The sequence below is a fragment of the Christensenellaceae bacterium 44-20 genome (assembly GCA_041223705.1).
Lineage (GTDB): Bacteria > Bacillota > Clostridia > Christensenellales > Christensenellaceae > QANA01.
In genome coordinates, this window is the sequence record JBCLQU010000001.1 from 1,168,203 (window position 1) to 1,181,142 (window position 12,940).

Below are 12,940 nucleotides of genomic sequence, written 5' to 3' on the forward strand. Positions count from 1 at the left end.
CTTCCGCGGCCAAGCTGTGTAAATTCCACCGTTAAATTGGTATGCGCTGATGAATCTGACCTGAAAGTTGGCATTACTGATACACCGCCCCTATCACAATATTGGCTGTCACCTTCTCGAAAGTCGGGCTATCCGAGGTTTTCACTCCCTGATCCAGATAGTCCGAGACAGCCCTGGGCTCCACCACGCCGCAAAGCGAGGAATCCGCCCGCTCGTCTACGATCTGTTCCGGTAAAACCGAAAGTGCGTTTGCGCCAACATGAACCCGCGCCAGCGAAACCTCATAAACATTCCCGCTTCGCGTCAAATCAGGTGCAACTGGCTGCGCCGCAGCCTCTCCCGTCAAAACCGCAAGTGTAATCTTTCGCGTTTGCAAAGAAGTATCAAGCCGGAGCACAATCCGGTCAATCCGCTGCTGCGCCGTGGTGCTCGCGAGATTGAGCTGTTTTTTCCCGGTATTATTGTCTTTCAGCCAATAGCCATAGCCCTGCACCATCGCCGCGCCATAGTCGATCGTGACGGAAAGGCCGTTTCCCGGAGAGACGCTCAAATTCTCCCCCAGCTTCCACACACCATCCTTCAAAAACATGCGGAAGTATTCCGCAAAATCATCCGCGTAATAGGAGTTATCGTTCTCCACACTGTCAAAAAATCTGCTTTCCTCTAATGCCATTATCGCACTGCCTCCATTTTTCGTATTTCATCTAAAATATTTTGCTGCCTCTTGCCGAAGGTAACGCTGATTTTCCGTTCCCCTTTTTCATAACTTTCGGAGATTTCCGTAATCTGCGCATCCTTTTCCAATCCAGTCGTTCTGCTCTGCACAGTTACAATATCGCCCAAATCGTAGTCCTCTCCATAAACAAAAGGGCCTGTGGGCGTAATCGTTCCAGTCAGCGTCTCTGTCAAAACGCTGTTTTCCAGCTTATGGTTTGCCTCATAAATCAGATCCTCCACAAGCTCAATATTTCCGCAGTCCAGCCAGCTCTCCCGGCGTTCCAGCCCTGCCGCATTCTCCCGGAATACCGTCTGAACCAGCCGCGCCTCGCCTTCTCCTGTGCCGCCCGCATAGGCCGCATTGACAATCGGCTTTGTATCCATCGAGTATTTCGTCGTGGCCATATTATGGTAGGCTGTAGAAAAAATCACCGGGAAATTGCTGGAGGCAGTGTGATCCACGCCTGGAATGACATCAAATATCATCTGCTCATTTTCCAAATCCAGCGCAATATCATAGCCCATTCCGGCATATTCTCCCAGCGCTTTATACACTGCGTCCAGTCCCTCAAACCGCGAAGACCACCGCCCAGCCTTGCCCCTGCTTTGATCTGGCGCAATCAAGAGGTTTGGAATTTTCCTGCTCGCATCCAGCGGCTCCACCAGATGCTTGCTCGCATAATGCTTAAATATGCTCTCCGCCGGGGCTTCAGGCTCCCCCGGCCGCGGGAAACGATCGTATCCGAAAAGCAGCTGCTCGTCGTCCGTATCCGGCACAGTTACGCGCCTGCCCACAATTCCTTTGAGCTGCACCCCATATGCCGCTATCTCCGCGCCTTTTTTGCTCTCGCTTATCTCAATCTTAGTCAAAATCCCCGGTTTATCCGGCGTAATAAAGACAATGCGCCCGGGCTTCAGCTCTTCCGCTCCAAAAGCGCCAAACGGAATATGCATCTCTATCTCCCCAACCTCATATAGTTTGCGCTTCAGCTGGAAATTGGTATACCCGACAATCGCTGCCGCCAGCGTAAAATCCGGCTCAATCACATGAAGCATATTCATATCTATACGCCTCCATAGCGGTCGTAGGCGCGCACGATGATCTCGCTGGCCGTGCTGTCGTCTTCCGAGAAGTATTGCAGCTTGTTTTCACCCGGCTCTAATTGCAGGAATGTGCTTGTGGCATCCAGATATCCCATCGCCTTCTCCACCGAGCCGCTGGCACGGGTAATCGTAACCTGCATTTGCTGCGGATCTGTATGAATGGACAGAACGTCCCCCGCAAACAGTTCCCGCTTGACCCGAATATATTCTCCCGTCGCAACTTTTCGTATCTCCGGGTTGACCGCCGGGCCCGTAATCGTGACTTCAACTGGTGCAGGTTTATCACCAAGATTGTAAATACTGCCCGCATAGCCTCTGGCGCCAAAGCGCACGCCGCTCTCGCTGTCAATTTCCAGCGGGAATTCCATGCCGCCATCCACATAGGCAATGCGCGCCGCCTGCTGGCTCATGCCCCGCCAATCCGAATCGGGGCAGTAAAACACAATTTGCACCGAGGTATGGTACAGCCCCTGCCGGTTGACTGGCTGCGGCCCTTTCTTGACGATTGCCGGAATCCAGACTTTGATATAGTCGTTTTGGTATTCCAGAAGCCCCATCTTGCCCTCTTTGGATTGCCCCGGCGAGAGCAGCGCCATCAGCTTCTGGCGGTTTTCATAAAGCTTTTTTCGGTTCTCCCCATAAATATGGACGCTTGCGGTGATTTCCCGATCGCCCATATACAGCCCATGAAAATACTTCCCGTCTACAAAAGCAGGCTCCGAAGTGAGCAGGGTAACATCTTCCGCCCCTGTTCCCGTTACTTTCTCCAATACAAAAGGAGGCCCCTTTTCCAAGACGACCTCCTTCCCATGAGGGTTCACATATCTGATTCTTTGCATATCTTCTCCTATAGGTTTGCCAGTTGTTCTGCAAGCCGCTCCATCTCTCTGCGAATTTCCGTCGGGCTTTCCACCGGCTGATTGAAAATCATCGTGATCTGCGGCGCAGATGCTGCAATCGATCCTGTGGCGGCCGCGCTATTCTGCATTCCGGTGGCGACGCCGTGTGTCCGATAAAACTCATCCGCGGCCTGCGTCGCGATGCTGGCAATCTGATTCTGGTACTGCGAGAATTTCGCGGTCAGCCCGCCAAACCACGCCTCGATATCGGCAACCTTTCCCATGAAGCCATCCACCAGCTGCTCTCCCAGGCTTTGCCCTGTGAGATTATAGTCCGGCGCGAAATTTTTCAGCAAATTCAAGATTTCCACCTGGTTATTTTTCATGAGCAGCTTTTGCGCCTCGGCCTGCAAATTCTGCTCTTTGGTCAGCTCTTCATAGTATTTGTCGTTCGCTTCTATCTGCTTGTCGATTTTCTCCTGCTCCGCTTCTACCTTCTGCTGCACCTGGTTTATCTGCTCCTGCAAAGAGGCCTTGAGCTCTTCCCGCTCCTGCTGCCGCAGCCAATCATCCAGCTCTTTTCTCGCATTTGCCAGCTGTTCCTGGAGCTTGGTTTGGTTATACAGGTCGGTTTCATAGAGCAGCTGCTGTTCCAGTGAGGCGACTTTACGCCGCTTCTGCCGCTCCTGTTCTTCCTTATCTTCCTGCTTTGTCAGTTCATCCAGGGCGTCAATCTGCTTTTGAATGGCGTCTACCTGTTCATCTCCCCATTTTTTCCAATTCTCTTTGGATTCTTCCAGCCGCTCGGTCTCGATGCGCTGCTGCTCGGCATAACGGTTTTGCAGCGCCTGGATGACGCCATCCGCAACGCTGTCAATCCGGGTAATGCCGTTTTCACGAATCTGCTGCTGAATATCATAGAGCTCTTGTTCCAGGTCGATGCGCGCCTGCGTGCCCTTTTTATAGTCGGCAAGCATGAGAGAGAGCTGCTGTTCTTGCTGCTTTAGGGTTAGCTGGCCATAGTAGACCTTCAAGTCGTATTCCTGACGCTGCAGCTCTTTGGCGAGACTATACCGCTCCTTCTCCAGATCCCGCCGAGCCTGCGTGCCCGCCTTGTACGTGGCAATCTGGGCATCGATAGCTTCTATCTCTTCGCGCAAGGTTAGCTGATCCATCGCCTTTTGATACTCCAGATCTTCCTTGGCTTTCTGCTTGCGCAGGCTATACAGCTTTTCAATGATGTCTTCCTTTTCCTCGTTGGTCTTGGCATATTTGTTCAGGATGCGCTCCAGATTGTCGATTTCTTCCTGGGTCGTCAGCTGATCCATCGCTTTCTTATGCTCCATCAGCGACATTTCGCGCTCAAGCGCTGTGTTTTTGGCGCTGCCACCGCCTCCGCCGCTTTTTTTGCCGCTGCTTTTTTTGGTGCTAGTGTCTATAAGATCGGGTATCTTATTTGATATCGCTATCTTCCCATCTTGTACCTCAAATCCAATACTAGCGCCATCCGTCGAAAGAACCCAATTAAATACATCTATAATTTTTTTAATTGTATCATCTGCATCATCGCCAATTGCTTTAAGGCTTCCGTCATCATTTATTTGGAATGTTATACCAGCGCTGCTTGCAACACAATTTAAAAAGGAAGCGAAATCTTCTTCCGACACTTTGGCATTCTCATCTATTAAACTCAGGTTTTCCAAAATCTCATCCGGATTCATGTTGAGGCTCTTCGAAAGATAGTTCATTGCCTCGGCATACTCCTTCGAATTCTTTTCGCCCTTTTTCAGAACCTCGATGGCCGCTCGTTGCTGGCCAAGCGATCGCATTTGTCCTTTGATCTCGGATAACCTGTTTATCGCTTCTTCTCCCCCTCTGGCAAAATCTAAAGCTGCCTCTTTTGCTTTCTCTTCCAGCTCAGCGGTCTTGTCCAGCTCGGAATGCGTGGAAACCATTTTATTTTTAAACTCGCCCATCGCCGATGTGGCATATTGAGCCAGCTTGGGATTTTTCTCCAAATGCTGATTGGCCTGATTGATCACTTTATCTGAGATCTCGAACACTTCTGCTTTTAGTCTCTCAAAGTCGGCCTGTTCTTTAATCGAAGCATCTCCAGATTGTACCTTATCTCTTAGCTCTAGAAAATCTTCTATTGAATCCCGCTCCTTCTGACTCAGGCTATCAAATAGCTGATTGACAAAATCCGCGTCCTCCTCCGATACCTCTCCCCCGCTTTCACTGAAGATAGTAGCGAGCATATCCCGCTTCAGCTGATTGATCCCCGGAGTTGCCTCATTTAGGATAGCCTTTCCGTCAAAGTTAAAATATTCTTTTAGCGCTTCTTCTCCACGGGATTTTGCAGTGTCATAATCTTCTCCGTCTTCAAAGGCGGTTTCAATAGCATCTCTAACGATGCCTTGCACCTTTTCGGGGACTTCCCTGCCTTCCACCTGCGCCGTCAAAATAATCTGCGTGAATATCGTCTGAATATTTAAGCGAGATGTCCTCTCAAGCTCCTTTAGCTCCTTTTCATTCTCTACCCTTGTCTCTTCCCAAATCTCAATCTGATTCTTCCTGAAATTTTGTAAATTCAGGGAGTTTCCTTGCCAAGCTCCTTCTTCCCTCGCTCCTTCTGGGACTTTTTGTAGTCTTTCGTCCAAATCAGAGTTTTCCCGCGTCAGCCTCTTTTTTTTATTTATATTTTCATTATATTCTCTTTTTGTATCCCCTTCACCCGCCTGCATACTCAAGAGCAAGCGCTCTCTTTCTACTGCTAATTGCTCCTTCATAATATCGAGATTTCCAGCCAACAGCCGCCCTTCCTCATCTACGGCCTCCGCCGAATACCCATACTGTTCCACTAGATCCGCACGAATATCTCGCATTCTCTCAGTATCTTCGACAGTCTTTATCGTTTTATTGGATAATGCCTCATATTCTGAAATCAACTCGGAGGCACCAATATTATTGTTATTAATCTCGCTTAACTCTTGCCTCAGCTCCTCTGCTTTTTGCCTCGCTCTTTCCTCTGCCTCAGTAATAGCCGTAATAACTGCAAAAACGGCAGTAAGGCCAAGGCCGATCAGCGATGCCTGCATAGAACTTTGCAGTAGCCCTGCGCTTTGGGCTGCACTCGCGATCCCACTCGCTAACTCGTAAGACTTCGTTACCATTCCTGCAAATTCACTTACAACGCCGCCAGTCATAGACTCAATTGTTTTAGAAGCAGCGCCTACAAGTTCAAATGCTCCCTGCATTTTTTTGCTTTGCGTCTCCATCTCCTTCATTCCTTTGGAGTTTTGAAGAGCTTTATCACAATCTTTCTGTTGGGCCTGCAGATTTGCTATCGAAGTCTGCGTTTGCTGGATCACAACAATGAGTTGCCTATATTCTTCTATATTTACGTTTATGTCTGTCGTCATTCCATACTCCCTCCGCCGTCAAGTTCAGGATCTTTACTTGCGTTTTCCAAATACGCCGCTAATTTTTTTTGCGTCCGCTTTAGAATTTGTTTCTGTTCTTCTAATTCTTGGTTGATTCTCGCCATCTCCTCCTCCAGCTCTGCGCTGGACATCCCTCGATATTTCGCAGTTCTCGCTTCTGCTTTTGGGTTTGAATTCCTATATTTTTCCAGTGCAGCAGAGGTGGCATCTCTCATCTTGCTCATCGTTACCCTTGCTTCTACTCCCATTGTCCCAATCCGCTGGAGTCCATCTGCCATCTTAGAAATAATGCTTTCGCTTTGTTTTCCCATTTGTGCGCCGCCTTCTGTTATTATCGTCAGTTTTTCCTCATCCATATTTTCTCCATTTTAGGGAAACAAAAAAGCACTCGAATGAGCGCCTTTTTGCTATTTCTTATTGTTTATTATAACCCGCTGGAATAGATTGCATTGACTTTGCCAGCTCGAATTTCTAGTGTTATTCGCACATTCCACAACTCTTCATTTTCCCACACAAATGTGGCATAGGTTATACTGCCCACCTTATATTGGGTCGTCCGCTCTGTGTATGGTCCCAGCAATATTTCTGCCTGATCGAATGTCATTCCTATCTTTAGGCGTCCTAAATTGTTGCTCGTTACCCCCTGCTTCCCGCTTTCTTTATACGCTGCTGCTTCCTCTCTCTTTCCAACAGATTTCCAAAATCGTACACGCCATGTTTCAATTGTGATTTCAGGGCCATCAGCTAACTTTCCCAGTATAGTAACCTGTCCAGAGTCATCTGTGTCCCAAAATAGCCTGATTATTCCATCTTCTCTAACAGAATCCGGCTCACCATATAAATTCTCCATGATCGGCCTTATCTCTTCATTGACAAAACTTGCCTGTTCCTCCAAAATATCCGGCCATCGAATGACTACTGCATCTAGACCGTATGATTTTGGAATCACTACTCCATCATAATTAAAAATCCGAAACTGCAGCTGCACCTGTCTTCCCTGACACTGGGCGTTATTATACTTATAATAGATATGCTTGCCAGCCAAATCACCAAACTCTCTTTCACTCGTCTCATCTTCCTGGCCAAAAATTTCCCGGATTTCCTCAATGGTCATGCCATAGTATAGCGGCTCATCGCAGAATTTCAATTCTTCTGGAATTTCCACTTCCGTGCGCGGCTCTGGCGTTGGGCTGGGTGATGCTTCCACCTCAACCGACGGCTCGGGCCCTTTGTATGCAGAACTAAGAGCATCCTCCGATTTCGCACAGGCGGCAAAGCTTGCGCAGCATAGAAAACACGATAATAATAGCAGAATTAACCGTTTTATCATTGATTCAATTCCTTCCTCTTTTACCATATATTACCATGTTTTTTCCTTTTGTTACCAACTTTCCGCTGTCACTTCTATGTCATTATCTTCTCGTTCTATTTTGTGCATCTGCGCATAGGCATCCATAACAGCCAGAAATTCGTCCAGATAATAATCTTCCAACAGTTCTTTTTTGCCTATTCCGATGCTTTCTGCAATGGCAATCCATCGCTGGAGCCAATATTTTGTGTCGGCAGCTTTTTCTTTATCAGCCCCGACACGCTCCTGAAAAAATCGCTCAGCTCGTTAATTTTCCAAAACTCGCCGATAATATCCAGGAGCTCTTTTGGCGTCAGCTGCTCCATAGCGACCTCTGTTGAAATGCCGATCATAGAGCACAGCGCCTCTAACAGTTTTTCGGGCAGCACAATCAACAGCTTCCCCATCAGGCCAATTGCAAACTCCTCATCTGCCCTTGAAAAATCCGTCATGATATCCGCAACACTCTTGCCCGGAAATAATTCATGAACGATAATGCTGGGCAGCTCTTCCATCTCGCGCATTGCCGCGATATATTTCCCTACCGGCACCTTCTTGATCTCAATGCCGTGAACTTTCTTATTTTTAGGCAGGCTCATCGCTGCCGATTTATTTTGAAACAACCCCATTTGTTTTATCTCCAAAATAAGGCGGAGCAGCTAATGCTGCCCCGCATGTCTTTTATTCCCCTGCGCTTACTGGATACTGCTCAATCTGGCCGAGCCACTCATAGCCCTCCGTCTCGCTGTCCATAATATCGCGGACTTTGCCATCTGCCTGGCGCTGCGTTGCTCTGAAAGCCAGCTCATACGCCTGGATATCACCAGAATCGCCTGTGGAAGAATGGCTGATTTTTACGCTCATCAGCTTAACCACATAGTGTTTGAACATGCGGTAAGTGCCGTCCAGCTTGAGCGCTGCATAGCCGAAGGCAAACTCCGGCGCGGTATCACGCGTTTTAAACGTATATACCTTGGTGGTTTCATCAAACGTGCCGCCAGAAAGCTGTGCCTCCAGTTCAGGCGTCAGTTCAGCGACGGTAAAAGTCAGATCCTCATACTGGAAATCGCTACCGGAATCATAAACGCCGTCATCCGCGTAAATGGTATATTCCGAACGGCTGGTATCCTTGGTCAGCTGCTGTGCACCCGGAAGCGGAACCATCGTCCCAGTCGAATAAGCCTCTGCGTCATTCTTTGTAATCGGCCACAATCTTGCTGCACAAAATCCTTTTAATGCTGCTTTTCCCATTTTAATTATTATCCTTTCCTTGCTACATTGTATTATCGCCAAATCAGGCGATTGATAAGAGTAAACGGCTTTGCCGCCCTCATCTTCTAATTGTTTTCAGGGTGTTCTGTGAGGCGATTCATATCTGCCGCCTTTTCCAGAAGCCCTGCTGTTTCCCAATAGAGCTGTACGCTCCATTCCAATCTGCGCCCGCATAGCTGCCTGAGCTGCCAGCCTTCTCGGAAGCGCTATGCTGCCTCCTGAAGTTCCCGCGCTGCTGTGCATAAACAGGCTCCTAATCTCCGCGCAGGGTACCCTGCCTTGATATTAGCTCTTTTATAACGCGCTCTAATGTGCCGATAAGCGCGCTATCTTCGGCTTGGTATGCCTTTGCCAGCCTCATGTACCTATCCAGTTTTTCCACCAGGATGCCCGTCTTTAATGCTTCTAACTGCCGGCCGAGCATTTCATTCTGCTGCTGAAGTTTTTGCATTTGCGCTGTTGCTCTTTCAATATCTGCATCCTTGCTATCCCGCCACTGCCGAAATGCTTCCAGTGATGCCTTATAATCTCCTTTTGGCGCAATGCCTACGCTTTTGAGCAGCCGCTCCACCGCCGATTTGCTTTCTCTGGCTACAAGGCCATTGACCTCCGCCTGCGTGAATGTTCTCTCTGGCTGTTCCTGCTTCTCCGACTCTACGGTCTGGGTATTCTCCAGGTTCTTTTCCATTCTTCTCTCCTGTTTAACGTCTAGGTGACTTTTTTACTCCTGCTTTTTCCCTGGCAGGTGAAAGGGTATCAAAAAAGCTTCCAATTGCAGCTTTCAGATGCTTCTTTTGCTTTTATCATCCATAAATCCGGCATTCTCCTCTTTATAAAATACGCGCCCCCACCCCTGCGCCAGTTTATCCCGTACCACTTAAATGGCTAACTCTTACATCTTGTTATGCATCAAAAAGGAGCGCCCGTCTCCAGGCGCTCCCAAAACAATAGGAGCTATCTTTCATGCTCTAGGCACTTCTGGCCTCCCTTGAAATTCGGAAGTCTTCCATTCCCTCATTTTCTACAATACCAATATACCATATCCTAACCGAAAAAAACGAAAAACCTATTTGCTCAAAAATTTGTTATGCTGCATTCTTAAATTGTCGGCAGTATTGTAATTGCCCATTGCGCTTGCCACCTGCTGCCAAGTCATATGGTTGATATACCGCAGAGTGAGGATCTGGCGCATTTGGCTATCTTCCACCGACGCGATGTAGCGGTTGAGGCTCTTCAGCTCACGCCAGCATCGCTGAACTTTGTGCTCAATCACACCCCTGAGATCCGCGATCTCCGCCGCATATTTCCCTACCTTATCGCTTAGATTTGCTGCCCTTGGCATCCCGGTTATCTGCTGTGTGCTTCCCTGCGCAGCCGCCTCCAATTCCTCCAGCCTCTTTCTATCCTGCTCAACTTCCCGGCTCAGATAGTAAAGCTGCGACAGCTCTCTTTTGCTCACCTTGTCTTTCCCCATTTGCGTCTTCTTCCCCCTAGCTTCCCTCTGCTTTCTGCTCTTTTTCCTGCCGCGCCAGAATCTCCGCAATCGGATCGTGGATTTTGGCATCCAGTTCCCCTGGCGCATACTCCCTCTCGTCTGTTTTCCCGGATCTTTTTTCGTTCTTTCCTGCGGGCCTTCCCTTATCCTGCTCCCTGGAAAGCCAGCCGACAATAAACGGCTTGATGCCCCGCGCCGTTTTTCTTCGGGCGGGATTTGCTTCCAGCCATCCTGCCATTTTCCGCAGTTCCTGCATGATATCTACCGCCGGATACAGCTCTTCCCACCGTTTCATCTCCTCCTGAGAAACAGGGTAGCTGGACTCATTATTGAGCAAAAGGGTAATGACTGTTCGCCGGCTTGGCGTCTTGGCCGCGGATATAAGATCATCATTTTCATTTCCATTTTCATCTGCATTAGCATTTACATTAGCTGCGCTTTGCTTGCCCTTTGCTTGCAATCCACTTGCGCTTTGCTTTTTGGCCCCGCTTTTGCTCCCGCCAATTTTGCCGCTCTCGCGCTTTTTCCGGTTGGCGTCGATCTGCGGGCGCATGAGCTTGAAAAGGGCGCTGGCCGTGCCGGAGAGCTGCGGTTCGATTGCGAACAGCGCATATTCGTTGATGGCGTCGTAGACTAAAAGGCGCGTCTCCTGATCCACTTCTTTCAGCGCCTCATAAAAACTGCCGTAAAATACATAGCTGCATTGCGTCATCTCCCGCTCCATCGCTTGTGAATCCTTCCCTTCCTGCCTTAAAATTTTGTGCATTGCTTTCCCCGCCGCCTGCGCTCTCCCGCTTACACTTTAAAAGCGCCTGCCAGGGCTATACTTTGTCTGCCGCTCTATTTTCACGCCATAAGTCATACCAGGCTTTTTCCCTCTTCTCTGCGTTCTCTGCCCTCCGGGCCAGCTCAAGTCGCTCCTGCTCCAGCCGCGCGATGAGCTCCAAAAGTTCTTCTTTGCTCATCTTCTGTCCTCCAGGGCCTTGTCCACACCCCGCAATGCCGAAAACGCGCTTCGTATGCGGCTCATCTCCTGGTTTCTATACCGCATCAGCTCCCTTGGATCGTAGCTTAAATAGTAGCCCTGGCCGTCCTGCAAGTTGAGAATGGGATATTCCTTTCGCAGAAGAGCAATTCCCTCTCTCATGGCCCTATCGTTCACACCAGCCGTCCGCTGCAAAAACATCCGCTGCGCCGCATTTTCCCGGCCTGTCCCAATATAGGGTAAAATGTGTTTTTCGGCGTTTATAAACCTAGTGTTTTCTTTGCGGTAGTCTTCAACATCCCTGCGCGATCTTTCCCTGGTGATTTCCTCCAGCACATATCGCTCTAATTCCAGCAATGCCGGGGCAGTCCCCTGCTCTATCAGGCAAAGCAGCAGAACGATTATCTTTGCATCGCGCTCATACAGCGCTTGTGTCTGTGCCTGCGCCAGCCCAGCCTGTTCCTCTCTTGTTTTGCTATCTTGCACAGCTTGCCTCCTTTGCTTTTTTGCGGCATCCCTAAAGCGTCTCTTTGGGATACCGGTTTCTATGCTTTGGGCTTCCCCTGAGCGGCCCTTTCTACCCTGTTTTTCTCTCACAGTACACCCAGACATTGCCATCGCAATCCAGCTCTAAATAACAGCCCGCTTCCCGCAGTGCCTGCGCATATCCCAGCGTCATCCTGCGGCCGCTTTCTACTCCGATTAAAACTCTCATTTCCCTTCTCTGCCCCTCCCGGCTAATCCCTGCCGATAATTTCTAAAATACCGACCCCCAGCGCCCGCGCAATCAGCTTGCCCAGCTGCAGAGAGACGGTTTTTGTTCCCCGTTCAATCTGGGCAATCATGCCGCTGGAGACTCCCACCATCTCGGCAAGCTGCTTTTGCGTCAAGTTCGCCCATTTTCTCAGTTTTGCGATTCTTTCGCCTATTCCCATAGTCTATTCCCCCTCATGACCATATCGCTTTTGCATCCCCAAAGAAGTCTAAATCCATAGCTGCCTAAGACCGGATTTGGCATTACCGCAGTGCAAAGGGCCGCTCCCGTCAGCGTTTTCCCCGCCTGCTCATTGTTCTTGTTCAGCTTCTTTGTTATAATTACTTAAGCAAGTTTCTTACCTTGGTTCAATTATATCCATAATTTTTATTGATGTCAATAATATTTATGGATATTTGTCAAAAACATCAATAATATTTATGGAGAATGTTGAAATGGACTTCACAACCCGCCTAGAAGATCTATTGAATCAAAAGCAAATTACAAAGATAACCTTTTTAAATGATTTAGGGTATAGCAAAAATGCGATCAGCGAATGGCGAAATGGCGTTACTCGGTCTTATATGAATAAGATCGACCAAATCGCCGACTATCTTGGCTGCTCTATCGACTATCTTCTGGGGCGCGCGGTGCAGGATGTGGCCGCTCCCATTCCAATGTTGGAAAAAGAGGCCTTAAAAATCGCTCAAATGTATTCCGAGCTCAACGATGAAAATAAAGAAAAGGCCCTGAATTTCATGACTTCGCTTAAAGCTTTGGATGAATATGCAAGGGAAGTGGAGTATATCGGCTCTTATGCGGCATACGGCGGTGAGCACGGCACCATTCCGCTGAACAAAGATGATATGAATCAAACAGAATAGCGAATTTACCAAATCCAGCGAATATTACAAGGATTTTGCGCTTCCAGGTGTAAGTAATATTTTGTTGTATATTGTCACAAAAAGGATAATCTGACAATA

The 12,940-nt window shown here is 48.6% G+C and carries 16 protein-coding genes; 1 reads left to right on the forward strand and 15 read right to left on the reverse strand.

All coding sequences use genetic code 11. The annotated features are described in order from the left end of the window. Positions 1-73 precede the first annotated feature (73 nt). From AALG83_06120 to AALG83_06190, 15 genes are all read right to left on the reverse strand, one after another. Complete coding sequence (locus AALG83_06120; GenBank protein ID MEY8382729.1) at positions 74-673, reverse strand: hypothetical protein; 600 nt, start codon at positions 671-673, stop codon at positions 74-76. After that, positions 673-1,779: a siphovirus ReqiPepy6 Gp37-like family protein gene (locus AALG83_06125; protein MEY8382730.1), complete on the reverse strand. Its 1,107-nt coding sequence runs from the start codon at positions 1,777-1,779 to the stop codon at positions 673-675. Before AALG83_06125 ends, AALG83_06120 begins: the two co-directional genes overlap by 1 nt. A gap of 2 nt (positions 1,780-1,781) precedes the next feature. Beyond that, complete coding sequence (locus AALG83_06130) at positions 1,782-2,660, reverse strand: phage tail domain-containing protein (protein MEY8382731.1); 879 nt, start codon at positions 2,658-2,660, stop codon at positions 1,782-1,784. A gap of 8 nt (positions 2,661-2,668) precedes the next feature. Further along, positions 2,669-6,082, reverse strand: coding sequence for a hypothetical protein (locus AALG83_06135; protein MEY8382732.1), 3,414 nt, complete (start codon positions 6,080-6,082; stop codon positions 2,669-2,671). Beyond that, a complete protein-coding gene (locus AALG83_06140; GenBank protein ID MEY8382733.1) occupies positions 6,079-6,459 on the reverse strand; it encodes a hypothetical protein in 381 nt (126 codons plus the stop codon). Before AALG83_06140 ends, AALG83_06135 begins: the two co-directional genes overlap by 4 nt. Before the next feature lie 68 nt (positions 6,460-6,527). Further along, positions 6,528-7,433 carry a hypothetical protein gene (locus tag AALG83_06145; protein MEY8382734.1) on the reverse strand — a complete coding sequence of 302 codons (906 nt, stop codon included), beginning with the start codon at positions 7,431-7,433 and terminating at the stop codon, positions 6,528-6,530. Between the two features lie 176 nt (positions 7,434-7,609). After that, entirely contained in the window at positions 7,610-8,080 is a 471-nt protein-coding gene (locus AALG83_06150) for a hypothetical protein (GenBank protein ID MEY8382735.1), read from the reverse strand. 52 nt (positions 8,081-8,132) lie between these two features. Next, positions 8,133-8,702 (reverse strand): major tail protein, encoded by a 570-nt coding sequence (locus AALG83_06155; GenBank protein ID MEY8382736.1) that lies wholly within the window; start codon positions 8,700-8,702, stop codon positions 8,133-8,135. A gap of 274 nt (positions 8,703-8,976) precedes the next feature. Then, positions 8,977-9,411 carry a hypothetical protein gene (locus AALG83_06160; GenBank protein MEY8382737.1) on the reverse strand — a complete coding sequence of 145 codons (435 nt, stop codon included), beginning with the start codon at positions 9,409-9,411 and terminating at the stop codon, positions 8,977-8,979. Positions 9,412-9,789: 378 nt separating this feature from the next. Next, the gene (locus tag AALG83_06165; GenBank protein ID MEY8382738.1) at positions 9,790-10,197 is read right to left on the reverse strand and encodes a DUF1492 domain-containing protein; all 408 of its coding nucleotides are present in this window, start codon (positions 10,195-10,197) and stop codon (positions 9,790-9,792) included. 16 nt (positions 10,198-10,213) lie between these two features. Further along, positions 10,214-10,984, reverse strand: coding sequence for a DUF6291 domain-containing protein (locus AALG83_06170; GenBank protein ID MEY8382739.1), 771 nt, complete (start codon positions 10,982-10,984; stop codon positions 10,214-10,216). A gap of 55 nt (positions 10,985-11,039) precedes the next feature. Continuing rightward, entirely contained in the window at positions 11,040-11,183 is a 144-nt protein-coding gene (locus AALG83_06175) for a hypothetical protein (GenBank protein ID MEY8382740.1), read from the reverse strand. Further along, the gene (locus AALG83_06180; protein MEY8382741.1) at positions 11,180-11,689 is read right to left on the reverse strand and encodes a hypothetical protein; all 510 of its coding nucleotides are present in this window, start codon (positions 11,687-11,689) and stop codon (positions 11,180-11,182) included. The genes AALG83_06175 and AALG83_06180 overlap by 4 nt, the downstream gene beginning before the upstream one ends. A 91-nt stretch (positions 11,690-11,780) precedes the next feature. Further along, the gene (locus AALG83_06185) at positions 11,781-11,918 is read right to left on the reverse strand and encodes a hypothetical protein (GenBank protein MEY8382742.1); all 138 of its coding nucleotides are present in this window, start codon (positions 11,916-11,918) and stop codon (positions 11,781-11,783) included. Between the two features lie 22 nt (positions 11,919-11,940). Further along, positions 11,941-12,138: a helix-turn-helix transcriptional regulator gene (locus AALG83_06190; protein ID MEY8382743.1), complete on the reverse strand. Its 198-nt coding sequence runs from the start codon at positions 12,136-12,138 to the stop codon at positions 11,941-11,943. 259 nt (positions 12,139-12,397) lie between these two features. On the opposite strand from AALG83_06190, the gene AALG83_06195 reads away from it, so the two are divergent. Next, positions 12,398-12,841: a helix-turn-helix domain-containing protein gene (locus AALG83_06195; protein ID MEY8382744.1), complete on the forward strand. Its 444-nt coding sequence runs from the start codon at positions 12,398-12,400 to the stop codon at positions 12,839-12,841. Positions 12,842-12,940: the final 99 nt, after the last annotated feature.

Bases quoted from the DNA above. Each gene is read 5' to 3' on its own strand.
- AALG83_06120 (MEY8382729.1), bottom strand. From the start codon at position 673: ATGGCATTAGAGGAAAGCAGATTTTTTGACAGTGTGGAGAACGATAAC.
- AALG83_06125 (MEY8382730.1), bottom strand. From the start codon at position 1,779: ATGAATATGCTTCATGTGATTGAGCCGGATTTTACGCTGGCGGCAGCG.
- AALG83_06130 (MEY8382731.1), bottom strand. From the start codon at position 2,660: ATGCAAAGAATCAGATATGTGAACCCTCATGGGAAGGAGGTCGTCTTG.
- AALG83_06135 (MEY8382732.1), bottom strand. From the start codon at position 6,082: ATGACGACAGACATAAACGTAAATATAGAAGAATATAGGCAACTCATT.
- AALG83_06140 (MEY8382733.1), bottom strand. From the start codon at position 6,459: ATGGATGAGGAAAAACTGACGATAATAACAGAAGGCGGCGCACAAATG.
- AALG83_06145 (MEY8382734.1), bottom strand. From the start codon at position 7,433: ATGATAAAACGGTTAATTCTGCTATTATTATCGTGTTTTCTATGCTGC.
- AALG83_06150 (MEY8382735.1), bottom strand. From the start codon at position 8,080: ATGGGGTTGTTTCAAAATAAATCGGCAGCGATGAGCCTGCCTAAAAAT.
- AALG83_06155 (MEY8382736.1), bottom strand. From the start codon at position 8,702: ATGGGAAAAGCAGCATTAAAAGGATTTTGTGCAGCAAGATTGTGGCCG.
- AALG83_06160 (MEY8382737.1), bottom strand. From the start codon at position 9,411: ATGGAAAAGAACCTGGAGAATACCCAGACCGTAGAGTCGGAGAAGCAG.
- AALG83_06165 (MEY8382738.1), bottom strand. From the start codon at position 10,197: ATGGGGAAAGACAAGGTGAGCAAAAGAGAGCTGTCGCAGCTTTACTAT.
- AALG83_06170 (MEY8382739.1), bottom strand. From the start codon at position 10,984: ATGCACAAAATTTTAAGGCAGGAAGGGAAGGATTCACAAGCGATGGAG.
- AALG83_06175 (MEY8382740.1), bottom strand. From the start codon at position 11,183: ATGAGCAAAGAAGAACTTTTGGAGCTCATCGCGCGGCTGGAGCAGGAG.
- AALG83_06185 (MEY8382742.1), bottom strand. From the start codon at position 11,918: ATGAGAGTTTTAATCGGAGTAGAAAGCGGCCGCAGGATGACGCTGGGA.
- AALG83_06190 (MEY8382743.1), bottom strand. From the start codon at position 12,138: ATGGGAATAGGCGAAAGAATCGCAAAACTGAGAAAATGGGCGAACTTG.
- AALG83_06195 (MEY8382744.1), top strand. From the start codon at position 12,398: ATGGAGAATGTTGAAATGGACTTCACAACCCGCCTAGAAGATCTATTG.